General features: G+C 63.1%; 21 protein-coding genes. All 21 read right to left on the minus strand.

Features of this window, described 5'->3' with window-relative positions; genetic code table 11:
• Nucleotides 1-125: 125 nt before the first annotated feature.
• The gene (gene ispD, locus ACIPK7_RS08975; protein WP_401087233.1) at nt 126-824 is read right to left on the minus strand and encodes a 2-C-methyl-D-erythritol 4-phosphate cytidylyltransferase; all 699 of its coding nucleotides are present in this window, start codon (nt 822-824) and stop codon (nt 126-128) included.
• Nucleotides 821-1,105 carry a cell division protein FtsB gene (gene ftsB / locus ACIPK7_RS08980; protein WP_041711814.1) on the minus strand — a complete coding sequence of 95 codons (285 nt, stop codon included), beginning with the start codon at nt 1,103-1,105 and terminating at the stop codon, nt 821-823. Before ftsB ends, ispD begins: the two co-directional genes overlap by 4 nt.
• A 61-nt stretch (nt 1,106-1,166) precedes the next feature.
• The gene (gene eno / locus ACIPK7_RS08985; protein WP_151186278.1) at nt 1,167-2,456 is read right to left on the minus strand and encodes a phosphopyruvate hydratase; all 1,290 of its coding nucleotides are present in this window, start codon (nt 2,454-2,456) and stop codon (nt 1,167-1,169) included.
• A gap of 107 nt (nt 2,457-2,563) precedes the next feature.
• Nucleotides 2,564-3,409, minus strand: a complete 846-nt coding sequence (gene kdsA / locus ACIPK7_RS08990; protein ID WP_401087236.1) for a 3-deoxy-8-phosphooctulonate synthase — start codon at nt 3,407-3,409, stop codon at nt 2,564-2,566.
• Between the two features lie 2 nt (nt 3,410-3,411).
• Nucleotides 3,412-5,040 carry a CTP synthase gene (locus ACIPK7_RS08995; RefSeq protein WP_192431858.1) on the minus strand — a complete coding sequence of 543 codons (1,629 nt, stop codon included), beginning with the start codon at nt 5,038-5,040 and terminating at the stop codon, nt 3,412-3,414.
• Between the two features lie 171 nt (nt 5,041-5,211).
• Entirely contained in the window at nt 5,212-6,531 is a 1,320-nt protein-coding gene (tilS, locus tag ACIPK7_RS09000; RefSeq protein WP_401087238.1) for a tRNA lysidine(34) synthetase TilS, read from the minus strand.
• Nucleotides 6,532-6,600: 69 nt separating this feature from the next.
• Complete coding sequence (gene accA / locus ACIPK7_RS09005; RefSeq protein ID WP_401087240.1) at nt 6,601-7,551, minus strand: acetyl-CoA carboxylase carboxyl transferase subunit alpha; 951 nt, start codon at nt 7,549-7,551, stop codon at nt 6,601-6,603.
• A 114-nt stretch (nt 7,552-7,665) separates the two neighbouring features.
• A complete protein-coding gene (gene dnaE, locus ACIPK7_RS09010) occupies nt 7,666-11,196 on the minus strand; it encodes a DNA polymerase III subunit alpha (RefSeq protein WP_401087241.1) in 3,531 nt (1,176 codons plus the stop codon).
• A 154-nt stretch (nt 11,197-11,350) separates the two neighbouring features.
• Complete coding sequence (rnhB, locus tag ACIPK7_RS09015; protein WP_192431854.1) at nt 11,351-11,962, minus strand: ribonuclease HII; 612 nt, start codon at nt 11,960-11,962, stop codon at nt 11,351-11,353.
• A complete protein-coding gene (gene lpxB / locus ACIPK7_RS09020; RefSeq protein ID WP_401087242.1) occupies nt 11,962-13,104 on the minus strand; it encodes a lipid-A-disaccharide synthase in 1,143 nt (380 codons plus the stop codon). Before lpxB ends, rnhB begins: the two co-directional genes overlap by 1 nt.
• A gap of 2 nt (nt 13,105-13,106) precedes the next feature.
• A complete protein-coding gene (lpxA, locus tag ACIPK7_RS09025; protein ID WP_192431852.1) occupies nt 13,107-13,883 on the minus strand; it encodes an acyl-ACP--UDP-N-acetylglucosamine O-acyltransferase in 777 nt (258 codons plus the stop codon).
• A complete protein-coding gene (gene fabZ, locus ACIPK7_RS09030; protein WP_081517895.1) occupies nt 13,880-14,320 on the minus strand; it encodes a 3-hydroxyacyl-ACP dehydratase FabZ in 441 nt (146 codons plus the stop codon). Before fabZ ends, lpxA begins: the two co-directional genes overlap by 4 nt.
• A 48-nt stretch (nt 14,321-14,368) precedes the next feature.
• Nucleotides 14,369-15,430 (minus strand): UDP-3-O-(3-hydroxymyristoyl)glucosamine N-acyltransferase, encoded by a 1,062-nt coding sequence (gene lpxD / locus ACIPK7_RS09035; protein ID WP_401087244.1) that lies wholly within the window; start codon nt 15,428-15,430, stop codon nt 14,369-14,371.
• A complete protein-coding gene (locus ACIPK7_RS09040; RefSeq protein WP_045210010.1) occupies nt 15,430-15,933 on the minus strand; it encodes an OmpH family outer membrane protein in 504 nt (167 codons plus the stop codon). Before ACIPK7_RS09040 ends, lpxD begins: the two co-directional genes overlap by 1 nt.
• 48 nt (nt 15,934-15,981) lie before the next feature.
• The gene (bamA, locus tag ACIPK7_RS09045) at nt 15,982-18,357 is read right to left on the minus strand and encodes an outer membrane protein assembly factor BamA (RefSeq protein WP_192431850.1); all 2,376 of its coding nucleotides are present in this window, start codon (nt 18,355-18,357) and stop codon (nt 15,982-15,984) included.
• A gap of 73 nt (nt 18,358-18,430) precedes the next feature.
• Nucleotides 18,431-19,783 (minus strand): sigma E protease regulator RseP, encoded by a 1,353-nt coding sequence (rseP, locus tag ACIPK7_RS09050; protein WP_401087247.1) that lies wholly within the window; start codon nt 19,781-19,783, stop codon nt 18,431-18,433.
• 16 nt (nt 19,784-19,799) lie between these two features.
• Nucleotides 19,800-20,990 (minus strand): 1-deoxy-D-xylulose-5-phosphate reductoisomerase, encoded by a 1,191-nt coding sequence (gene ispC, locus ACIPK7_RS09055; RefSeq protein WP_192431848.1) that lies wholly within the window; start codon nt 20,988-20,990, stop codon nt 19,800-19,802.
• The gene (locus ACIPK7_RS09060; RefSeq protein WP_192431847.1) at nt 20,987-21,802 is read right to left on the minus strand and encodes a phosphatidate cytidylyltransferase; all 816 of its coding nucleotides are present in this window, start codon (nt 21,800-21,802) and stop codon (nt 20,987-20,989) included. Before ACIPK7_RS09060 ends, ispC begins: the two co-directional genes overlap by 4 nt.
• Complete coding sequence (gene uppS, locus ACIPK7_RS09065; protein WP_192431846.1) at nt 21,796-22,551, minus strand: polyprenyl diphosphate synthase; 756 nt, start codon at nt 22,549-22,551, stop codon at nt 21,796-21,798. Before uppS ends, ACIPK7_RS09060 begins: the two co-directional genes overlap by 7 nt.
• 16 nt (nt 22,552-22,567) lie before the next feature.
• On the minus strand, nt 22,568-23,125 hold the full coding sequence (gene frr, locus ACIPK7_RS09070) for a ribosome recycling factor (protein WP_045210004.1): 558 nt from the start codon (nt 23,123-23,125) through the stop codon (nt 22,568-22,570).
• A 1-nt stretch (nt 23,126) separates the two neighbouring features.
• Nucleotides 23,127-23,864, minus strand: a complete 738-nt coding sequence (pyrH, locus tag ACIPK7_RS09075; RefSeq protein WP_017521181.1) for a UMP kinase — start codon at nt 23,862-23,864, stop codon at nt 23,127-23,129.
• Between the last annotated feature and the right edge of the window lie 118 nt (nt 23,865-23,982).

Raw genomic sequence — 23,982 nt, forward strand, 5'->3', positions numbered from 1 at the left:
GGCGGATAATCTGCTCCAGATTATTCGCCCTACAGGTTCGGTGCTGGGGGGCGCGAGCAATAACGATGGCGTCCCCCTCGCTCCTACAGGGACCGGATATGCTGGAGCATTGGCGCCGGCGGGCTTCAGTGCTTGGAGAAGTTACGCTGCAGGCGCTGCAGGTCTTCCGGGGTGGTGACCTTGATGTTGTCTACCCGCCCTTCCACCATGCGCGGCGCATAGCCCGCCCACTCCATGGCAGAAGCCTCGTCGGTAATGGCCGCGTCGGCCACCAGCGCATCGGCGAGCGCACGATGCAGCGCGCCGAGGCGGAACATCTGCGGGGTATAAGCCTGCCAGACCACGCTGCGATCAACGGTTTCCAGCACGCGCCCGTCTGCGCCAACACGCTTCAAGGTATCCCGCGCGGGGACCCCGAGCAGGCCACCCACGGCGTCAAACTCCAGCTCGCCCAACAGGCGATCCAGATCAGCGCGAGCCAGGTTCGGCCGGGCGGCGTCGTGCACCAGCACCCAGTCGTCACTGCCAGCGCCCAGCTCGGTCAGGCGCAGCAGACCATTGAGCACGGAATCGGCGCGCTCGCGGCCACCGTCGGCACGCTGGATCAGTTCGTTGGAAGCACTCGGCAAGGTCGGCCACCAGGGATCGTCGGCGGCCAGGCACACCACCAGACCCTTCAGCCGGGGATGGCCGAGGAAGCAGTCGAGGGTGCGTTCGAGAATGCTGCGACCGGCAAGGTCGAGGTATTGCTTGGGGCGGTCGGCGCGCATCCGCGAACCGATGCCGGCGGCCGGGATCACGGCCCAGAAGGCGGGTGTGGTCATTGCGCGAGCTGGTAGAGGGTTTCCTTGTCCTTGACCATGCCGAGTTCGTGGCGCGCACGCTCCTCGACGGTCTCGGTGCCTTTCTTGAGCTCGGCGACTTCCGCCTCGAGGATGCGGTTACGCTCGAGCAGCCGCTCGTTCTCGCCCTGCTGATCGGCGATCTGCTTCTGCAGGTCGCGTACCTGCGCCAGACTGCCATCGCCAATCCACAGGCGATACTGCAGGCCGGCCAGCGCCAGGATCAGCACGACGAACAGCCAGTAAGGGCTACGTAACCTCAAACCATCAGCTCCATACGCAAAGGGGTGGCTCCTGCCACCCCTTCACCGTACCAGACTAGGATCAGCCGCGGAATTCCGCGCGACCACGGTACGGCGCCTTGGCGCCCAGCTGCTCTTCGATGCGCAGCAGCTGGTTGTACTTGGAAACGCGGTCGGAGCGGCAGAGCGAACCGGTCTTGATCTGACCAGCGGCAGTGCCGACGGCCAGGTCAGCGATGGTGCTGTCCTCGGTTTCACCCGAACGGTGCGAGATGACTGCGGTGAAGCCGGCAGCCTTGGCCATCTGGATGGCCTCCAGGGTCTCGGTCAGCGAGCCGATCTGGTTGAACTTGATCAGGATCGAGTTGCCGATCTTCTCGTCGATGCCGCGCTTGAGGATCTTGGTGTTGGTGACGAACAGGTCGTCACCGACCAGCTGTACCTTCTCGCCGATCTTGTCGGTCAGGACTTTCCAGCCAGCCCAGTCGGACTCGTCCATGCCGTCTTCGATGGAGATGATCGGGTAGCGCTGGGTCAGGCCGGCCAGGTAGTCGGCGAAACCTTCGGCGCTGAACACCTTGCCTTCGCCTTCCAGGTCGTACTGGCCGTCCTTGAAGAACTCGGAGGAAGCGCAGTCCAGGGCCAGGGTAACGTCGTCGCCCAGCTTGTAGCCGGCGTTGGCAACGGCTTCGGCGATGGCAGCCAGGGCGTCTTCGTTGGAAGCCAGGTTCGGCGCGAAGCCGCCTTCGTCACCCACGGCGGTGTTCAGGCCACGGGCCTTCAGCACGGCCTTGAGGTGGTGGAAGATCTCGGCGCCCATGCGCAGCGCGTCGGCGAAGTTCTTGGCGCCAACCGGCTGAACCATGAACTCCTGGATGTCGACGTTGTTATCGGCGTGCTCGCCGCCGTTGATGATGTTCATCATCGGAACCGGCATGGAGTACTGGCCCGGGGTGCCGTTCAGGTCGGCGATGTGCGCGTACAGCGGTACGCCCTTGGCCTGAGCGGCGGCCTTGGCAGCAGCCAGGGAGACGGCCAGGATGGCGTTGGCGCCCAGCTTGCCCTTGTTCTCGGTGCCGTCGAGGTCGATCATCGCGTGATCCAGACCTTTCTGGTCAGTCGCGTCCTTGCCCAGCAGCAGGTCGCGGATCGGGCCATTGATGTTGGCCACGGCTTTCAGCACGCCCTTGCCCAGGTAACGGCTCTTGTCGCCATCGCGCAGTTCGAGAGCCTCGCGGGAACCGGTGGATGCACCGGACGGGGCGCAAGCGCTGCCGACGATGCCGTTGTCCAGGATCACGTCCGCTTCAACGGTCGGGTTGCCGCGGGAGTCCAGGACCTCACGGCCCTTGATGTCGACGATCTTTGCCATTCTTGATAACACTCCGAAGATAGAGATAAACGGGGCGGCTGGTGAGACATCAGAACCTGCCCGATGCCCCGCCGAGCTTGACGCTACGGGGCACATCGGGCGGATTCTCAGGCAGTCTCGATAATGGGGAAACTCTTGACCAGGTCATCCAGCTGCTTGAGCTGGGACAGGAAAGGCTCGAGCTTGTTCAGGCGCAGGGCGCACGGACCGTCGCATTTGGCGTTCTCGGGGTCCGGATGGGCCTCCAGGAACAGGCCGGCGAGGCCCTGGCTCATGCCGGCCTTGGCCAGGTCGGTGACCTGGGCGCGGCGGCCGCCGGCGGAATCGGCGCGACCGCCCGGCATCTGCAGGGCATGGGTCACGTCGAAGAACACCGGGTACTCGAACTGCTTCATGATGCCGAAGCCGAGCATGTCCACCACCAGGTTGTTGTACCCGAAGGAGGAGCCGCGCTCGCAGAGGATCAGCTGGTCGTTACCCGCCTCCTCGCACTTGCGCAGAATGTGTTTCATCTCCTGCGGCGCGAGGAACTGGGCTTTCTTGATGTTGATCACCGCGCGGGTCTGGGCCATGGCCACGACCAGATCGGTCTGCCGGGACAGGAAAGCCGGCAGCTGGATGATGTCGCAGACCTCGGCCACCGGAGCGGCCTGATAGGGCTCGTGCACGTCGGTGATGACCGGCACGTTGAAGGTCTTCTTGATCTCTTCGAATATCTTCAGCCCTTCTTCCATGCCCGGACCACGGAACGAAGTGATCGAGGAACGGTTGGCCTTGTCGAAGCTGGCCTTGAACACGTAAGGGATACCGAGCTTCTCGGTGACCTTCACGTACTCTTCGCAGACCTGCATCGCCAGGTCACGCGACTCCAGCACGTTCATGCCGCCAAACAGCACGAACGGCAGGTCATTGCCGATCTGGATATCACCGACGCGGATGATCTTCTGGCTCATGTTCAGGCTTTCCCGGCTTGTTTCAGGGCGGCGTTGACGAAGCCGCTGAACAGCGGGTGGCCATCACGCGGGGTGGAAGTGAATTCCGGGTGGAACTGGCAGGCCACGAACCACGGATGGTCCGGCGCTTCCACGACTTCCACCAGCGCACCGTCGCCGGAGCGGCCGGAAATCTTCAGGCCAGCGGCTTCCAGTTGCGGACGCAGGTTGTTGTTCACTTCGTAGCGGTGACGGTGACGCTCGACGATCACTTCCTTGCCGTAGCAGTCGTGCACCAGGGTGCCGGCGGACAGCAGGCATTCCTGGGCGCCCAGGCGCATGGTGCCGCCCAGGTCGGAAGCTTCGGTGCGCACTTCGGTGGCGCCGGTAGCGTCCTGCCATTCGGTGATCAGGCCGACGACCGGGTGGCCGCTGGACTTGTCGAACTCGGTGGAGTTGGCATCGGTCCAGCCCAGCACGTTGCGGGCGTATTCGATGACGGCCACCTGCATGCCCAGGCAGATGCCCAGGTACGGAATCTTGTTCTCACGGGCGTACTGGACGGCGGTGATCTTGCCTTCCACGCCGCGCAGGCCGAAGCCGCCCGGAACAAGGATGGCGTCGGCGCCTTCGAGCAGGCTGGTGCCCTGCTGCTCGATGTCCTCGGAGTCGATGTAGCGCAGGTTGACCTTGGTGCGGCTCTGGATGCCGGCATGGGTCATGGCTTCGATCAGCGACTTGTAGGCATCGAGCAGTTCCATGTACTTGCCGACCATGGCGATGGTGACTTCACGCTCGGGGTTGAGCTTGGCGTCGACCACGCGGTCCCACTCGGACAGATCGGCCGGGCCGCACTCCAGGCCGAAGCGCTCGACGACGAAATCGTCAACGCCCTGGGCATGCAGCACGGACGGAATGCGATAGATGGTATCGACGTCTTCCAGCGAAATGACCGCGCGCTCTTCCACGTTGGTGAAGAGGGCGATCTTGCGTCGGGAGGAAATATCCACCGGGTGATCGGAGCGGCAGACCAGGATGTCCGGCTGCAGGCCGATGGAGCGAAGTTCCTTGACCGAGTGCTGGGTCGGCTTTGTCTTGGTCTCGCCAGCGGTGGCGATGTACGGGACCAGCGTCAGGTGCATCAGCATGGCGCGGCGCGAACCGATCTCCACGCGCAGCTGGCGGATGGCCTCGAGGAAGGGTTGCGACTCGATATCACCGACGGTGCCGCCGACTTCAACCAGGGCAACGTCGGCATCGCCGGCGCCCTTGATGATGCGACGCTTGATCTCGTCGGTGATGTGCGGGATCACCTGTACGGTGGCGCCCAGATAGTCACCACGGCGCTCCTTGCGCAGCACGTCCATGTAGACGCGACCGGTGGTGAAGTTGTTGTTCTGGGTCATCGTGGTACGAACGAAACGCTCGTAGTGGCCCAGATCGAGGTCGGTCTCGGCACCGTCGTGGGTGACGAACACCTCACCGTGCTGGAACGGGCTCATGGTGCCCGGATCGACGTTGATGTAGGGGTCCAGCTTGAGCATCGTGATCTTCAGGCCACGCGCTTCCAGAATGGCAGCCAAGGAAGCCGAGGCGATGCCTTTCCCCAATGAAGAAACAACACCACCCGTGACGAAGATGTAGCGCGTCATGAAAAGCCCTGAATGTCAGCGTTTAGGCGGCTCGGCCGCCGGGGAAGCGAAGGTGTCGGGTACAAGACCCGGCTCACGACTTCGTCGTGAAAATAGCGAACTCCCACTGATTCGCGGGCGAATCAACAGGAGCTGTACAAGACGGGAGCGTAGTCTACCGGAAAGCCGCTATCAGCTCAAACCCGAGTCATTCGTCGGAGGTGTCCAGCGCAGAGTCCAGCCCTGCCCTGCCTCTCCCCGCAGGTCCGGCAGCAGGGCCACGCCAAGCAGTTCGTCGGCTCGCCAGAGCAGCGGCAAACGAGCGCGCAGGAAGACCGGAATGGCCGCTTCGTTGAGCAAGCGCTTGAGATCGCGGGAGCCTCGACCGGCCAGCAGCATGACCTCCCCGCCCTGCCGGTAGCGAACCTCCAGGGGCCCGTCCGGCGGTTCGCCCTCGAAACGCAGCGAGCCATTCTCCGGTAGCGAAAGCGGTTGCGACGGATCGCGCCAAGCCTTATTCGCTGGCACGAAACCGAGCCAGGGATTGGCCAACCACCAGAGCCGCCCATGAGCACGGCGCAGTTCGCCATCGGCGAGGCGCCAGATCGGCTCAGCGTCCTCGCGGGCGTCGCGCAGATCTCGCCAGCCGGCCCAGTGAACGCTGTCAGGCAAGCGTGCCAGAGGTGAAAGCCAATGGCGCAACGCATTGCGCTGGCGAGGTTCGCTCAGCTCCACCAATGCGGCGATGGCCAGCGAGGGCAATTGCATACCGATGTATTCGTTGCGCGCCCCGGCGGAAACCAGGTCGTTCTGCGCCAACTCCCCCAGCAGCCCGTCGGCTTCCGCCAGGTGATCCGCGCTGCGGGCAATGGTTTCGACGGCCGAGGGCCAGCGCTGGACAATGCCCGGCAACACCCTGTTGCGCAGGTAATTGCGATCGTATTCGTCGCTGACATTGGACGGGTCCTCTACCCAACTCAGCCCATGGCTGCGGGCGTACCGCTCCAGCTCCGCGCGATTGAACCCCAGCAGCGGACGCAGCAGCATTCCAGCGCCGAGCGGACGACTGGCCGCCATACCGGACAAACCGCGCACACCGGCACCACGAAACAGCCGGAACAGAACGGTTTCCGCCTGATCGTCACGGTGCTGGCCGGTCAGCAGGCATTCGCCCTCCCCCAGCGCCGCAGCGAAAGCCGCGTACCGCGCCTCGCGCGCCGCGCGCTCGCGGCTGGCGCCGATATCGACTTGAACCCGCGCCACCTGCATCGGCACACCAAGGGAGTCGCAGAAACGCTGGCAATGTTCCGGCCACGCATCAGCGGCAGCCTGCAGGCCGTGGTGTACATGAATGACAGAGATGGGCGGCAAGGCCTCGCGGGCAGCGAGTTGCGCCAGAAGATGCAGGAGAACGGTGGAATCCAGCCCGCCGGACAAGGCGACACGCCACGTCGGTGCGTTGCGCCAGGGCGCGAGAAAAGTCAGCAGTCGGGATGGAAAATCAGCAGACATGGCGCAGATCGGCAGGGTCGGGGACGAGGCAAGGATACCTCGTCACCCGCGCTGCGCCGAAGGTGTCGATCAGGCGACGCCGTAGCTCATCAGGCGCTCGTAGCGACGCGCGAGGAGCTCTTCGGTGCTCAGTTGGTTCAGCGTATCGAGCTGGCCGAGCAGGGACGTGCGGATGGTCTCGGCCATGGCAGCCGGGTCGCGGTGGGCGCTGCCCAGCGGCTCGGGGATGACGTTGTCGACGATACCCAGGTCCTTCAGACGGTTGGCGGTAATACCCATGGCTTCGGCCGCTTCCGGCGCCTTCTCGGCAGTACGCCAGAGGATCGAGGCGCAACCTTCGGGCGAGATCACCGCGTAGGTGGAGTACTGCAGCATGTTCAGCTGATCGCACACACCGATGGCCAGGGCGCCGCCGGAGCCGCCTTCGCCGATCACGGTGGCGATGATCGGGGTTTTCAGACGTGCCATGACGCGCAGGTTCCAGGCGATGGCCTCACTCTGGCCGCGCTCTTCGGCGTCGATGCCCGGGTAGGCGCCGGGAGTGTCGATGAACGTCAGGATCGGCATCTTGAAGCGTTCGGCCATTTCCATCAGGCGGCAGGCCTTGCGATAGCCTTCCGGCCGCGGCATGCCGAAGTTGCGGCGAACCTTCTCGCGCACTTCACGACCCTTCTGGTGGCCGATGATCATCACCGGCTGGTCTTCCAAGCGGGCGACGCCGCCGACAATCGCAGCGTCATCGGAGAAGTGACGGTCCCCGTGCAGCTCTTCGAACTCGGTAAAGATGTGCTCGATGTAATCCAGGGTGTAGGGGCGACGCGGATGGCGCGCGAGCTGGGCGATCTGCCAGCTGGACAGGTTGCCGAAGATGTTCTCGGTCAGCGCCTTGCTCTTCTCCTGCAGACGGGAGATTTCGTCGGTGATGTTCAGGGCGTTGTCGTTACCGACCAACCGCAGCTCTTCGATCTTGGCGTGCAGGTCGGCAATGGGCTGTTCGAAATCGAGAAAATTCGGGTTCATGGGCTATCCGTCGTTCTGTTGGCGGCTGGGCCTGGTCCGTAGGCGCCCTACCTTACGGTATCGGGCGCCGAGGGTCGAGACTGGCGGGCGGGCGGCCTTCGGCCACCGCTCACGCTAGCGGTAGTTCAGGAAGACGTTGTCGCGGCCGAACTGGTCACGCAACGCTTGAATCAGGTTGTCTGCGGGGTCGATCCGCCACTGCTCGCCGAATTGCAACAGGGCGCGCGCCTGCTCGCCACTGTAGTCGACAGTGACCGGGCAACTGCCACGATGACGGGTGCACAGGTCAGCCAACCAGCGCAGACGGTCGCCCTTCAGCGCATCGGCATGCACGCGCACGCGCAGGCTTTCCGCCAGCGAGGTGCGCGCCTCTTCCAGGCCCATCACGCGCTTGGCGCGCAGGCGCAGGCCGCCGGAGAAATCGTCCTGGCTGACTTCGCCCTCGATCACCACCAGCGCATCGGTCTGCAGCAGCGCCTGGTTGGCGGCGAAGGCTTCGGCGAACAGCGAGGCTTCGATGCGGCCGGAGCGGTCGTCCAGGGTTACGAAGCCCATCTTGTCGCCGCGCTTGTTCTTCATCACCCGCAGGTTGACGATCAGGCCGGCAACAGTCTGGGTGTCGCGCGCGGGCTTCAGTTCGACGATGCGCTGGCGGGCAAAACGTCGCACCTCGCCTTCGTACTCGTCGATCGGGTGACCGGTCAGGTAAAGGCCGAGGGTGTCCTTCTCGCCCTTCAGGCGCTCCTTGAGGTTGAGCTCCTTGACCTTGCGGTGGTTGGCGTAGACATCGGCCTCGGGCTCGGCGAACACACCGCCGAACAGGTCCATGTGGCCGCTGTCATTGCTGCGCGAGGTCTGCTCGGCGGCTTTCACGGCTTCTTCCATGGACGCCAGCAATACGGCGCGGTTGATGTCGACGTGGGCGTGGTAGGCCTTCTGCTCTTCATGGAAGTGCGGGCCAAGACGATCCAGGGCACCGGCGCGGATCAGCGCTTCGAGGGTGCGCTTGTTGACGCGCTTGAGGTCGATACGGTCGCAGAAGTCGAACAGGTTCTTGAACGGCCCGCCTTCGTTGCGGCACTCGGTGATGGCTTCCACCGGACCTTCGCCGACGCCCTTGATCGCGCCCAGGCCGTAGACGATCTGGTTGTCCTCGTCGACGGTGAAGCGGAACTCGGAGTTGTTCACATCCGGCGCCAGGATGCGCAGCTTCATGTGGCGGCACTCTTCGATGAGCGTCACCACCTTGTCGGTGTTTTGCATATCCGCGGTAAGAACCGCGGCCATGAACGGGGCTTTCCAGTGGGTCTTCAACCAGGCGGTCTGGTACGACACCAGGCCGTAGGCGGCCGAGTGCGACTTGTTGAAGCCGTAGCCGGCGAACTTTTCCACCAGGTCGAAAATGTTGCCCGCCAGGTTGGCGTCGATGCCGTTGCTGGCACAACCTTCGATGAAGCCACCGCGTTGCTTGGCCATTTCCTCGGGCTTCTTCTTGCCCATGGCGCGACGCAGCATGTCCGCGCCGCCGAGGCTGTAGCCCGCCATCACCTGGGCAATCTGCATCACCTGCTCCTGGTACAGGATGATGCCGTAGGTGGGCTTGAGCACGGGCTCGAGGCCGGCGTACTGGTAATCCGGGTGCGGATAGGAGATTTCTTCCCGACCGTGCTTACGGTTGATGAAGTCGTCCACCATGCCCGACTGCAGCGGACCGGGACGGAACAGCGCCACCAGTGCGATGAGGTCTTCCAGGCAGTCCGGCTTGAGCTTCTTGATCAGCTCCTTCATGCCGCGCGATTCAAGCTGGAAGACCGCAGTGGTTTCTGCCTTCTGCAGCAGGTCGTAGGTCTTCTTGTCGTCCAGCGGGATGCGGTCGATATCGACCAGATCGGTCTCGCCAGCCTTTTTCTGGATGCGGTGGATGATCTCCATCGCCCACTTGATGATGGTCAGGGTACGCAGGCCGAGGAAGTCGAACTTCACCAGGCCGGCGGCTTCCACGTCGTCCTTGTCGAACTGGGTCACCAGGCCGGCGCCCTCTTCGTCACAGGCGATGGGGGCGAAGTCGGTCAGCTTGGTCGGCGCGATCACCACGCCACCGGCGTGCTTGCCGGTACCACGGGTGACGCCTTCGAGCTTGAGCGCCATGTCCCAGATCTCCTGGGCTTCATCGTCTGACTTGAGGAAATCGCGAAGCATCTCCTCCTGCTCGAAGGCCTTTTCCAGGGTCATGCCCACTTCGAAGGGGATCATCTTCGACAGCTTGTCGGCCAGGCCGTAGGACTTGCCCTGCACCCGCGCGACGTCGCGCACCACCGCCTTCGCCGCCATCGAGCCGAAGGTGATGATCTGGCTGACCGCGTTGCGGCCATAGGCACCGGCCACGTAGTCGATCACCCGGTCGCGGCCCTCCATGCAGAAGTCGACGTCGAAGTCGGGCATGGAAATACGTTCGGGGTTCAAGAAACGTTCGAACAGCAGGTCATAGGCCAGCGGGTCGAGGTCGGTGATCTTCAGCACGTAGGCGACCAGCGAGCCGGCACCCGAGCCCCGGCCCGGACCGACCGGCACGCCGTTGTTCTTGGCCCACTTGATGAAGTCCATCACGATCAGGAAGTAGCCGGGGAAGCCCATCTGGATGATGGTGCCCAGCTCGAACTCCAGACGATCGACGTAGATCTGCCGCTTCTCTTCGTAATTGGGCGTGGTTTCCTTCGGCCAGAGCACCGCCAGGCGCTCTTCCAGGCCCTCATACGAAACATGGCGCAGGTACTGGTTGATGTCCATGTCGTCGTAGGGGATCGGGAAGTTGGGCAGGAAGTACTTGCCCAGTTGCACGTCGATGTTGCAGCGCTTGGCGATCTCGACAGTGTTTTCCAGAGCCTCGGGGATATCGCTGAACAGCTCAGCCATTTCCTCCGGACTTTTCAGATACTGCTGGTCGGAATAGCTGCGCGACCGGCGCGGGTCATCCAAGGCGCGACCTTCGCCGATGCACACCCGAGTTTCATGGGCTTCGAAGTCTTCCTGCTTGACGAAGCGCACGTCGTTGGTCGCCACCAGCGGTGCACCGCTGCGCTCGGACAGGGCCACGGCGGCATGCACGTGCTCTTCGTCGTTCACACGACCGGTGCGCTGGATGTCCAGGTAGAAGCGATCCGGGAAGACCTCCAGCCACTCGGCCAACAGGGAATCCGCAAGGGCGTCGTCGCCCTCCAGCAGCGCCATGCCGATCTCGCCTTCCTTGGAACCGGACAGCGCGATCAGGCCCTCGGCGGCCTCCTTCACCCACTGCCGCTCGATGATGATCTCGCCATTGCGCTGACCTTCCTGCCAGCCGCGGGAAATCAGCTCGGTCAGGTTGCGGTAGCCCTTGGCGTTCATCGCCAGCAGGGTCAGGCGAGTGAGCGGGCCGTCCTCGTCACGGTTGGCCAGCCAGATGTCAGCGCCGCAGATCGGCTTGATGCCGCCGCCCATGGCCGTCTTGTAGAACTTCACCAGCGAGCACATGTTGCTCAGGTCGGTCACCGCCACCGCCGGCATACCCGCCCCGCCGACCGCCTTGATCAGCGGCTTGACCCGTACCAGGCCGTCGACCAGGGAGAATTCGGTGTGCAGACGCAGGTGAACGAAGGTGGCGGTCATGGTGGTCCTTGGCAAACGCGAAAAACGGCAAGCCCCGGATTGTACCGGGGCTGTCCGCAAAGCTACAGGGATCAATGGGCCAGCCGTCGCGCCGGGTGATTGAAGTCACCGTCGAGACCCTGGCCGCGAGGAATTCCAGAGTAATAACAGGGTGTTACAGGATACCGGCGGGGTTTTCCAGCAACGCGCGCACCGGCCCGAAGGAACGACGGTGGATGGGCGTCGGGCCCAGACGCTTGAGCGCCTCCAGGTGCACAGGCGTCGGGTAGCCCTTATGGCCCCCGATGCCGTAGCCGGGGTACTGCGCTTCAATTTCCTGCATCTCGCGGTCGCGGCTGACCTTGGCCAGGATCGAAGCAGCGGCGATAGCTGGCACCTTGGCGTCGCCCTGCACGACCGGCGCAGAAGGTACCTTCAGCTTCGGGCAGCGGTTGCCGTCGATCAGAGCCAGTCTCGGCGTGACGCTGAGACCTTCCACCGCACGCTGCATGGCCAGCATGGTGGCGTGAAGGATGTTCAGCTGGTCGATCTCATGCACCTCGGCACGGGCGATGCACCAAGCCAGGGCCTTCTCGCGAATCTCGTCGAACAGCGCCTCGCGGCGGGCCTCGCTGAGTTTCTTCGAGTCGTTGAGACCCTTGATCGGCCGAGCCGGATCGAGGATGACCGCCGCGGTTACCACGGGACCGCAGAGCGGACCACGACCGACTTCGTCGACGCCGGCAACCAGCTCTTCCACCAGGGTGAAGTCCAGACCCATCTGCATCAGCGTTTCTCCACCAAGGCGAGCACCGCCTCGGCGGCCTGCGCGGATGCATCCTGGCGCAGCGCGCGATGGATGGCATCGAAGGGTTCAGTCTGCACGCTGCCGTCGTCGAGCAGGGGCAACAAGGTAGTGGCCAGCGCCTCGGGAGTCGCCGCGTCCTGGATCAGTTCCGGCACCAGCAGGCGTCCGGCCAGCAGGTTCGGCAAGGAAATGTACGGACTCTTCACCAGCCGCTTGAGGATGCGGTAGGTCATGGGCGCCACCTTGTAGGCGACGACCATTGGCCGCTTGTACAGCAGCGCTTCCAGCGTGGCGGTACCGGAGGCAATGAGTACGGCGTCGCAGGCGGCGAGCGCCTCGTGGGAGGCACCGTCGAGCAATTGCACCGGCAGATCGCGACCCGCGAGCATCGTTTCGAGCTGCACGCGGCGTTCGGGGCTCGCGCAAGGCAACACGAAGCGCAGGCCGGGGCGATCCTGAAGCAGGCGCTGGGCGGTATCGAGGAACAGCGCGCCGAGCTTGCCAACCTCCCCTCCCCGGCTGCCAGGCAGGAGCGCGACGACGCTGGCGTCATGCGGCAGACCGAGGCGCTCGCGCGCACCGGCGCGGTCGGCTTCCAGCGGAATGGTGTTGGCCAGCGGGTGGCCGACGAAACGCACCGGCACCGCATGCTCTTCGTAGAAACGCGCCTCGAAGGGAAAAAGCGCGAGCATCAGGTCGCAGGCTTGCTTGATCTTCAGCACACGCTTCTGCCGCCAAGCCCAGACGGAGGGGCTGACGTAGTGCACCGTGCGAATGCCTGCGCGGCGCAGCTTCAACTCGAGCGTCAGATTGAAATCCGGCGCATCGATGCCAATGAAGACGTCCGGCTTGGCAGCGATCAGCATCTTCACCAAGTCCTTGCGTCGACGCAGCAGCTCGCGCAGGCGGCCAAGTACCTCGACCAAGCCCATGACAGCCAGGCGTTCCATTGGGAAATGCGATTGCAGCCCTTCGGCCTGCGTGCGCGGACCGCCGACACCGATGAACTCGATGTCGGGGTGACGCTGCTTGAGCGCCTGCATGAGGCCGGAGCCGAGGATATCGCCGGACGCCTCGCCCGCGACCAGGGCGACGCGCAGCTTGCGTGCGGTCGGTTGCATGGTCAGCGGGTGATGCCGCGGGTGGAGCTCTGGATGGAGTCACGGAACACCGCGACTTCCGGGAACTGCGCGGAGACTTCAGCCAGCTCGGCCAGCGCCTCGTCCACCGTCAGGCCCTGGCGGTAGACCACCTTGTAGGCCCGGCGCAGAGCCTGAATCGACTCAGCGCTGAAACCACGACGGCGCAGGCCCTCGAAGTTCATGCTGCGGGCCTCGGCGGGGTTGCCGAAGACCGTGACATAGGCCGGGACGTCCTTGCCGATAGTGGTACCCATGCCGGAGAAGGCGTGGGCGCCGATGCGGCAGAACTGATGCACCAGGGTGTAGCCGGAAAGGATCGCCCAGTCGTCCACGTGAACATGCCCCGCCAACGCGGTGTTGTTCACGAGGATGCAATGGTTGCCGATCACACTGTCATGGCCGATGTGCACATAGGCCATGAGCAGGTTGTGGTCACCAATGGTGGTTTCCGAGCGATCCTGGATGGTGCCGCGATGAATGGTTACACCCTCGCGGATCACATTGTTGTCGCCGATCACCAGGCGAGTCGGTTCGCCCTTGTACTTCAAGTCGGGGGTATCTTCACCCACGCTGGAGAACTGGAAAATCCGATTGTTCTTACCGATCTTCGTGGGGCCTTTGACCACCACGTGCGGACCGATCACCGTACCTTCGCCGATCTCCACATCTGGCCCGACCATGGACCAGGGGCCCACTTCTACGTCGTCAGCCAGCTTTGCGCGCGGGTCGATGATGGCGCGAGGATCGATCAAACTCATAGTTTGCGTTCCGCACAGATGATTTCGGCCGAGCATACCGGCTTGTCATCGACGGTGGCATGGCAATCGAACTTCCAGATGCCGCGCTTGACGCTCAGGAACTGGGCGTTGAGCTGCAGCTGGTCGCCCGGCAGCACCGGCTGGCGGAAGCGCAGCTTGTCGGAGCCAACGAAGTAATACAGGGTACCGTCAGCCGGCTTCACGTCGAGCATCTTGAAACCGAGGATGCCGGCAGCCTGGGCCATGGCCTCGATGATCAGCACGCCCGGCATGATCGGATGCTGGGGAAAGTGGCCATTGAAGAACGGCTCGTTGATGCTGACATTCTTGTAGGCGCGAATGCGCTTGCCTTCGATGTCCAGCTCGACCACCCGATCCACCAGCAGGAAGGGGTAGCGATGAGGCAGGTATTCGCGAATCTCGTTGATGTCCATCATGTTCAGGGGAGCCTGTTCAGAAAAGGGAAACGCCATAAAATGCGTGGATCACGCATCTGATGGAGCGTCTCCACTTGGGGTCACGGCGGCCACGCGCTTTTCCAGCTGCTGCAGACGACGGGCCATGTCATCCAGCTGACGAATGCGCGCGGCACTCTTCTTCCATTCAGCCGCAGGCTGCATGGCGGTACCGGACGAGTAGGAGCCCGGTTCGGTGATCGAACGGGTCACCATGGTCATCCCGGTGACGAAGACGTTGTCACAAATCTCGATATGGCCAACCAGGCCAACACCGCCGGCAAGCATGCAGTGCTTGCCGATCTTGGCGCTGCCGGAAATCCCGCAGCAACCGGCCATGGCAGTGTGATCACCGATCTGCACGTTGTGGGCGATCATGATCTGGTTGTCCAGCTTCACGCCATTGCCCACCAGGGTATCGGACAGCGCACCACGGTCGATGGTGGTGTTGGCGCCGATCTCGACGTCGTCACCCAGGGTCACGCCGCCAATCTGGGCAATCTTCTGCCAGATGCCCTTGTGGTTGGCGAAGCCGAAGCCCTCACCACCCAGCACGGCGCCGGACTGGATCACCACGCGCTTGCCAATGCGCACGTCGTGGTAGAGCGTCACGCGCGGCGCAAGCCAACCACCGTCGCCAACCACGCTGCGCGCACCGACGAAGCAGTGGGCACCGATGGTGACGTTGGCACCGATCTGCGCACCGGCCTCGATCACGGCATAAGGCCCGACACTGGCGCTCGCGTCGACCTGCGCGCCTTCATCGACCACCGCGGTGGGATGAATGCCGACCGGCGCCTTGGGCTTGCGGTCGAACTGGTGGGACAGTCCGGCGTAGGCCAGGTAGGGATTGGGGACGATCAGCGCATTGCCGGTAAAGCCTTCGGCATCAGCGGCAGTCAGCAGGATTGCGCTGGCTTTGCTGCCTTCGAGGAACTTGCGGTACTGCGGATTGGCCAGGAAGCTCAACTGACCGGCGCCTGCATCCTGCAGGGTAGCCAGCCCGCTGATCACCTGAGCGGGATCGCCGCGCAACTCGGCATCGAGTTGCGCAGCCAGTTCGGCGAGGGTAAAGGACAGCTCAGTCATCATCAGCGCAGTTGGTTCATGCGCTCGATGACTTGGCGGGTGATGTCGTACTGCGGCTTGACGTCGACCACGGCACCACGCTCGACCACGAGGTCATAACCACCTTTCTTGATGGTTTCCTCGACAGCCTGGTCCAGCTTCGGCTTCAGCTTCTTCAGCATATCGCGGTCAGCAACGGCCTTGGCTTCGTTCAGCTCCTTGGACTGGAACTGGAAGTCACGAGCCTTCTGCTTGAAGTCGCCCTCGGCCTTTTCACGCTCGGCGTTGGACATCTTGCTACCACCGTTGACCAGCTTGTCCTGTAGGGCCTTGGCGTCGGTTTCAAGGGCCTTGAGCTTGGTCAGTTGGGGACCGAACTTCTTCTCGGCGTCGACGGCGTACTGCTTGGCCGAATCGGACTCGAGGAGTGCCATCTGATAGTTGAGCACCGCGATCTTCATGTCGGCGAACGCGGGGCTCGCTGCCAGGGCGGCGGTGATCAGGACGAACTGGGTCAACTTACGCACAATGCACTCCTGCACAAAGCATGGTTGTCATTACAACGATACGGCCAATTAGAAGGTCTGTCCCAGGGAGAACTGGAAGATCTGGGTTTCGGCGTTATCCGGTTTCTTGATCGGAGTAGCCAGGCTGAAACTCAGCGGGCCCAGTGCGGTGATCCAGGTCAGACCTACACCCGCGGACATGGCCATGTCCTGGAACTTGACGCCGTCACAACCTTGGGTAGTGGAGATCGGGCAATCAGTGTCGAACACGTTACCGATGTCGTAGAACAGCACGGTACGCAGTTGACGCTGGTCCTTCACGAAGGGCAGCGGGAACAGAAGTTCGGCGCCGCCGGTGATCAGAATGTTACCACCGAAGGCCTGCGGATCCTGATCCGGGTCGGTGTAGCGGCCGTCCGCATCAGGACCGTCGCCGTTGCTGCGCGCCTTGCTCGGCGTACTGCGCGGCCCCAGGGTACTGTCCTTGAAGCCGCGCACCGAGTTGAAGCCACCCGCGTAGTAGTTCTCGTAGAACGGCAGACGATCAGTGTCGCCGTAGGCGCCGCCGTAACCGAGCTCGGTATGGAAGCGCATGGTGTAGGTCTCGGTGAGCGGGGCGAAGATCTGGCCACGGTAGTCGAGCTTGTAGAACGACAGGTCGCTGCCCGGAATGGTGGATTCCAGCACCAGGCTCTGGGAGTGACCACGGTTCGCCAGCACGCCCTTGTTCAGGGTCGACTCGGACCAGCCGATGGACGCCTTGAAGTTGGTGAAGCTGTCGCCTTCCTTCTCGATGAAGTCGAAGATCTCGTCGACGGTATATGCACCGGTGTCGATTTCGTCGCGTTGTACGGTCAGGCCGTATGTCAGGCGCGATGTCTCGCTGATCGGGTAGCCGATGCTGACCCCAGCCCCCAGGCTGTTCACCGAGTAGCTGGATACGTCGACATCGAGCTTGTCGTAGTCAGTCTTGCGGTAGAAGGCGTTGTAGCCCAGGCTCACGCCGTCGACGGTCCAGTAGGGGTCGACGAAGCCGAAGTTATAGCGGGTCTGGTAGTCGGACTTGGTCAGGCCGATGCTGACCTTGTTACCGGTACCCAGGAAGTTGTTCTGGCTGATCGAGCCGCCAAGGATCAGACCGGCGCTCTGAGCGAAGCCCACACTCGCGGTGATCGACCCGGACGGCTGCTCTTCCACGCTGTAGTTGACGTCGACCTGGTCGTCGGTGCCCGGAACTGCCGGGGTCTCAACGTTGACTTCCTTGAAGTAACCCAGGCGCTCGAGGCGCTGCTTGGATTGGTCGATAAGGTAGGTCGAAGCCCAGCCGCCTTCCATCTGGCGCATCTCGCGACGGAGTACTTCGTCCTCAGTCTTGGTGTTACCACGGAAGTTGATGCGGTTGACGTAGGCACGCTTGCCCGGATCGACCACGTAGGTGATCGATACGGTCTTGTTCTCGTCGTTCGGCTCGGGAACACCGTTGACGTTGGCGAAGGTATAACCCTCGTTACCCAGGCGACGAGTGATAAGGTCCGAAGTGGTTGTCATCACCTTGCGGGAGAACACCTGGCCTTTCTTCACCAGCAGCAGTTTCTTCACTTCATCTTCCGGCACCTTCAGGTCGCCGGAGAGTTTCACGTCGCTGACGGTGTACTTTTCGCCTTCGTTGACGTTGACGGTGATGTAGACGTGCTTCTTGTCCGGAGTGATGGACACCTGGGTGGAGGCGATATCCATGTGGATGTAGCCGCGGTCCAGGTAGTAGGAACGCAGACGTTCCAAGTCGCCGGAGAGCTTCTCGCGGGAGTACTTGTCGTCGTTCTTGAAGAAGGACAGCCAATTGGTGGTCTTCAGCTCGAACAGGTCAGTCAGGTCTTCTTCGGAGAAGACGGTGTTGCCCACCACGTTGACATGGGCAATGGCCGCCACGGTGCCTTCGTTGATGTTGATCTTCAGCGCGACGCGGTTGCGCGGCTGCGGCACCACTTCGGTCTCGATCTCGGCGGAGTAGCGGCCCTGCGCCACGTACTGGCGCTGCAACTCGTTGCGAACGCCTTCGAGGGTCGCACGCTGGAAGATTTCGCCCTCAGAGAGGCCGGACTGCTTCAGACCTTTCATCAGATCTTCGGTGGTGATGGCCTTGTTGCCCTCGATCTCGATGCTGGAGATGGACGGACGCTCGACCACGTTGACGATCAGCACATTGCCATCACGGCTGAGCTGGATATCCTGGAAGAAGCCGGTCTTGAACAGCGAGCGGGTCGCTTCGACCAGGCGGCGATCGTCGATCTGCTCGCCCACGTTCAGCGGCAACGCCGCGAACACGCTGCCGGCAGACACGCGCTGCAGGCCGTTGACCCGGATATCGGAAACAGTGAAGGACTCGGCGTGAACCTGGGCGATCATCAGCGCGGAAAGGGCCGCGGGAAGCAGAAAGCGTTTCATGGAGTCCTTTTATTCCAACTGACAAATAGAGAATCTGCCGCAAAGGGCGGCAGATCCGAAAACCAACGGGCGGTTACAGTCGACTCAGATCGTTGACCAGGGCCAACAACATGACCCCGACTACCAGGCTGATGCCAATCTGCATCCCCCAAGCCTGGACCCGCTCCGACAGTGGGCGACCTCGCACCCACTCGACCATGTAGAACAGCAGATGCCCGCCATCGAGGACGGGAATCGGCAACAGGTTGAGAACCCCCAAGCTGATGCTCAGATAGGCGAGGAAATGCAGAAAATCCCCTACGCCGGACTGGGCTGAAGCGCCCGCCACTTTAGCAATGGTTATCGGCCCGCTCAAGTTTTTTACCGAGAGCTGCCCGAGCACCATTTTCTTTAGAGAATCCAGAGTTAGCAGGCTCATGGACCAGGTTCGGGAGAGCGCCTGCCCCACCGCTGCCACCGGCCCATAGCTCACTTCGCGGAGCATTTCCGGAGGCCACTGGCCACCCGCAACACCCGCGCCCAAGTAGCCGGTACGGGCCTTACCCTCGCCTTTGGCCGCCAAGGTCAGGGCAAGCTCCTCGCGCTGGCCTGCGCGCTCGATGCCCAGCGTCACCTTACCTTCAGGCATGGCGCGGACACGCGAGACCACTTCCTGCCAATCCGTGACCGACTGGCCATCCAGACTGACGAGCCGGTCACCAATCTGCAGACCGGCAGCCTTGGCAGGTCCTTTTTCGTCCAGTTCGGCGATTACCGGTGCGACAGCGGGTCGCCATGGCTGAATGCCCAGACCACCGATGGGATCGGGATTATCTTCGCTCTTCAGCCAGGAGCTGATGTGCACCTGGTGCACGGCCGGAGCGCTCGAACCTTGCTCCAGCACCGAAACGCTCACCTCGCCGGTTTCACCGAGACGGCGCACCAACTGCAGGTTGACGCCGCTCCAGCCGTCAACGGCCTCCCCATCCACCGCCACGACCTCCTGACCGGACGCCAGGCCGGCGGTCGCCGCGGGACTGTTCGCTACCACGGAGCCGATGATCGGCTTGATCTGCTGGCTGCCCAACATGGCCAGGACCCAGAAGAACAGGATGGCCAGCAGGAAGTTGGCGATCGGCCCCGCCGCCACGATGGCGATGCGCTGGAATACGGTTTTGCGATTGAAGGCGCGGTCGAGCAGCTCGGCGGGAACATCACCTTCCCGCTCATCGAGCATCTTCACGTAGCCGCCCAGGGGAATGGCAGCGACGACAAACTCGGTGCCGTGGCGGTCGTGCCAGCGCACCAGAGGCGTGCCGAAGCCAACGGAGAAACGCAGGACCTTGACCCCGCAGCGGCGGGCAACCCAGAAGTGTCCGAACTCGTGGAAGGTGACCAGTACGCCCAGGGCGACAATCAGTCCCACCACCATATAAAGGGCACTCATCGCTACCTCCTCGGGCTCAATGCCCGCGTTCCTGCAACCACGCCTGTGCAGCGCCGCGTGCGCGCTGATCGGCCGCCAGCACCGCATCGAGCGATTCGACCGGCGTGCGTGCCTCGCGGTTCAGCACTTCGTCGATGATAACCGGGATATCCGTGAAGCGGATGCGCTGCTCGAGGAACGCCGCGACGGCCACCTCGTTCGCTGCATTGAGCATCGCTGGCACGCTGCCGCCCGCTTCGGCTGCCTGGCGCGCCAGGCGCAAGCAGGGGAAACGCCGCTCATCGGGCGCACTGAAGTCCAGCCGGGCGATGGAGAACAGGTCAAGCGGCGAAACGCCGGAATCGATCCGCTGCGGCCAGGCAAGGGCATGGGCAATAGGGGTCCGCATATCCGGATTTCCCAACTGCGCCAGTACCGAGCCGTCGACGTAGTCCACCAGGGAGTGGATAACGCTTTGCGGGTGAATCACCACCTCGACCTTTGACGGCGCCGCGTCGAACAGCCAGCAGGCCTCGATCAGCTCCAGACCTTTATTCATCATGCTGGCCGAATCGACGGAAATCTTTCGCCCCATCGACCAATTAGGGTGTGCGCAGGCCTGCTCCGGCGAAACCTGGGCCAGTTGCTCCAGCGGGGTTTCACGGAACGGGCCGCCCGAGGCGGTCAGGAGGATGCGCCGAACGCCGACCTCCCCCAGGCCCCGGGCGTAGTCCGCCGGCATGCACTGGAAGATCGCATTGTGCTCACTGTCGATGGGCAGCAGCACGGCGCCGCTGGCTCGCACGGCATTCATGAACAGTGCGCCGGACATCACCAGCGCCTCTTTATTGGCAAGCAAGACTCGTTTGCCAGTCTCTACGGCTGCCAGAGTAGGCTTCAGACCAGCAGCACCGACAATGGCCGCCATCACCGCGTCCACTTCGGGATGGGCGGAAATCTCGCAAAGGCCAGCCTCGCCGACCAGCACCCAGGCTTCGAGGCCCGCGGAACTCAGGCGATCCTGCAGCGCACGCGCCTGCTCTGTCTCCGGCACTACGACAAACCGCGGTCGATGACGCAGGCAAAGCGACTCAAGCTCAGCCAGCCGGGAAAAGCCGCTGAGCGCAAAGGCGCGATATCGATCAGGGTGACGCGCGATGACGTCGAGGGTGCTGAGGCCGATCGAACCGGTCGCCCCCAGCACGGTGATCCACTGCGGATGACTCACGGCGTCCCCCAACCCACGGCCCAAAGCAACGCGGTGAACACCGGGATGGCTGCAGTCAGGCTGTCGATGCGGTCCAGCACGCCACCATGCCCCGGCAGCAGGTTGCTGCTGTCCTTGAGGCCGGACTGGCGCTTGAACATGCTTTCGGTCAGGTCACCAATGACCGACAGGGCCACCACGATGGCCGCGCATGGCAACGCCAGGAGCAGCTCACGGACAGTCCAATCGCGGTAGATGGAGACGGCGACGGTGATCGCCAGGCACAGCGCCATGCCGCCGAAGAAGCCTTCCCAGCTCTTGCCCGGGCTGACGCGCGGGGCGAGCTTGCGCTTGCCGAAGGCCTTGCCGGAGAAGTAGGCGCCGATGTCGGCAGCCCAGACCAGCACCATCACGGCAACGATCAGCCAGTTGGACAGCGGCCACTGCTTGAGCAGGACCAGCCCCTGCCAGGCCGGCAGCAGGATCAACAGGCCGATCAGCAGGCGGCGCCAGCGCCCACCCCAGCTCGACGCGCTATCCGGATAGGTCAGCACCATGACGATGGCAAGGACCCACCAGAGCAGAGCCAGCACGAGCACCGCACCTGCCAGTTGCGGCAGCCAGGCCAGTACCAGCATCAGCGCAGCGACGACGGCGGCGTAACCAACGCGGGCGGACTGTTCGTTGTAACCGGCCAGACGTGCCCATTCCCAGGCACCGAGGCTGACTACCAGACCGATGAACAGCGAGAACGCCGCACCATCGAGCAGGAAGAAACCACCCAGCGCGATCGGCAACAGGATCAGCGCCGTGATGATTCGTTGTTTCAACATGACGGGGGTGCCTCGGCCTCGACCTGCTCGCTGGTCTTGCCGAAGCGGCGCTGACGAGAGGCATAGTCCTGCAACGCAGCCTGCATGGCTTCGTGCTTGAAGTCGGGCCAGTAGAGATCGGAGAAATACAGCTCGGCATAGGCCAGCTGCCAGAGAAGGAAGTTGCTGATGCGGTGCTCGCCACCGGTGCGGATGCACAGGTCGGGCAGCGGCTGGTCACCGGTGGAGAGGCAGCCCTGGATCAGCTCCGGGGTGATTTCCTCTGCCGCCAGATGGCCGGCCTGTACTTCACGGGCGAGACGCTGGGCAGCCTGGGTGATATCCCACTGGCCGCCGTAGTTCGCTGCCACCTGCAACAGCATGCTGCCGCCTTTGGCGGTCAGTGCCTCTGCCTCGCGCATCGCCGCCTGCAATTCGGGAGCGAAGCGGCTGCGGTCACCAATGATGCGCAAGCGGATGCCGTTGGCACTGAGCTTGCGCACCTCACGGCGCAAGGCCATGAGGAACAGCTCCATCAGCGCACCAACCTCATCTGCCGGGCGCTGCCAGTTCTCACTGGAGAATGCGAACAGCGTCAGCACTTCGACGCCTGCCTCGGCGCAGGTCTTGATCACCGCACGAACGGCATCCACGCCAGCCTTGTGCCCGGCCACACCGGGCATCAGACGCTTTTTCGCCCAGCGATTGTTGCCGTCCATGATGATCGCCACGTGCCGGGGCACGGGCGTCACCTGCTTGGTCTTTTCCATGACGAGAGCCCGGCCGTCAGACGGCCATCAGGTCCGCTTCCTTGGCCTCGAGGGCCTTTTCGATCTCGGCGACGAACTTGTCGGTGATCTTCTGCACATCGTCACCAGCGCGACGCTCTTCGTCTTCGCTGATTTCTTTCTCTTTCTGCAGGTCCTTCAGCTGAGCCAGGGCGTCGCGACGGATATTACGCACGGAAACGCGGGCTTGCTCGGCCTCGGCGCGAGCCTGCTTGGTAAAGCCCTTGCGGGTTTCCTCGGTCAGGGCCGGCATCGGTACACGAATGGTGGTACCGGCAGTCGCCGGGTTCAGGCCCAGGTCGGAGGTCATGATGGCCTTCTCGACCGCCTGGATCATGCTCTTGTCGAACACGCTGAGGGCCAGAGTGCGGGAGTCTTCCACGGTGACGTTGGCCACTTGGCGCAGCGGAGTGTCGGAACCGTAGTAGGACACCATTACGCTATCCAGGATGCTCGGGTGCGCACGGCCGGTACGAATCTTGGCGAAGGCATGGCCCAGGGCTTCCAGGGTTTTGCCCATACGATCCTGCGCTTCCTTCTTGATCTCGTTGATCATCTCAATCCTCCTCGATCAGGGTGCCTTCAGCACCACCTACAACAATATTCAGCAGCGCGCCGGGCTTGTTCATGTTGAACACGCGCAGCGGCATTTTCTGGTCCCGGCACAGGCAGATGGCGGTGAGGTCCATCACACCCAGCTTGCGATCGAGCACTTCATCGTACGTCAGACGTTCGAATTTCTCGGCATTCGGGTCCTTGAACGGGTCGGCAGTGTACACGCCGTCCACCTTGGTCGCCTTGAGTACTACGTCAGCATCTATTTCGATGGCGCGCAGGCAGGCGGCGGAATCGGTGGTGAAGAACGGATTGCCGGTACCGGCAGAGAAGATCACCACTTCGCCACTCTTCAGGTGGCGCATGGCCTTGCGGCGGTCGTAGTGATCGGTCACGCCGACCATGGAAATGGCCGACATGACGATGGCGGTGATGTTGGAGCGCTCCAGGGCGTCACGCATGGCCAGGCCGTTCATCACGGTGGCGAGCATGCCCATGTGGTCGCCGGTGACGCGATCCATGCCGGCCGCGGACAGCGCCGCACCACGGAACAGGTTGCCACCACCGATCACCAGGCCGACCTGCACGCCGATACCGACGAGCTGGCCGATTTCCAGCGCCATGCGGTCCAGCACCTTTGGATCGATGCCGAACTCCTCGGAGCCCATCAGGGCTTCGCCGCTCAGTTTTAGAAGAATGCGTTTATAGCGAGGTTGACGAGCGCTCAGCTGCTGAGCCATGACCTTTTTCTCCTGCGGCGATTGAATGCTGTGCGCCTTGCGGGCGCTTGGCGGAAAGCTTGGACCAGCCAGCCTTACGGCGCTCTTAAACCCGCCTTGCGGGCCCGCGCCGTGGAAA

Source organism: Pseudomonas sp. NPDC086581 (assembly GCF_044746165.1).
Classification (GTDB): domain Bacteria; phylum Pseudomonadota; class Gammaproteobacteria; order Pseudomonadales; family Pseudomonadaceae; genus Pseudomonas.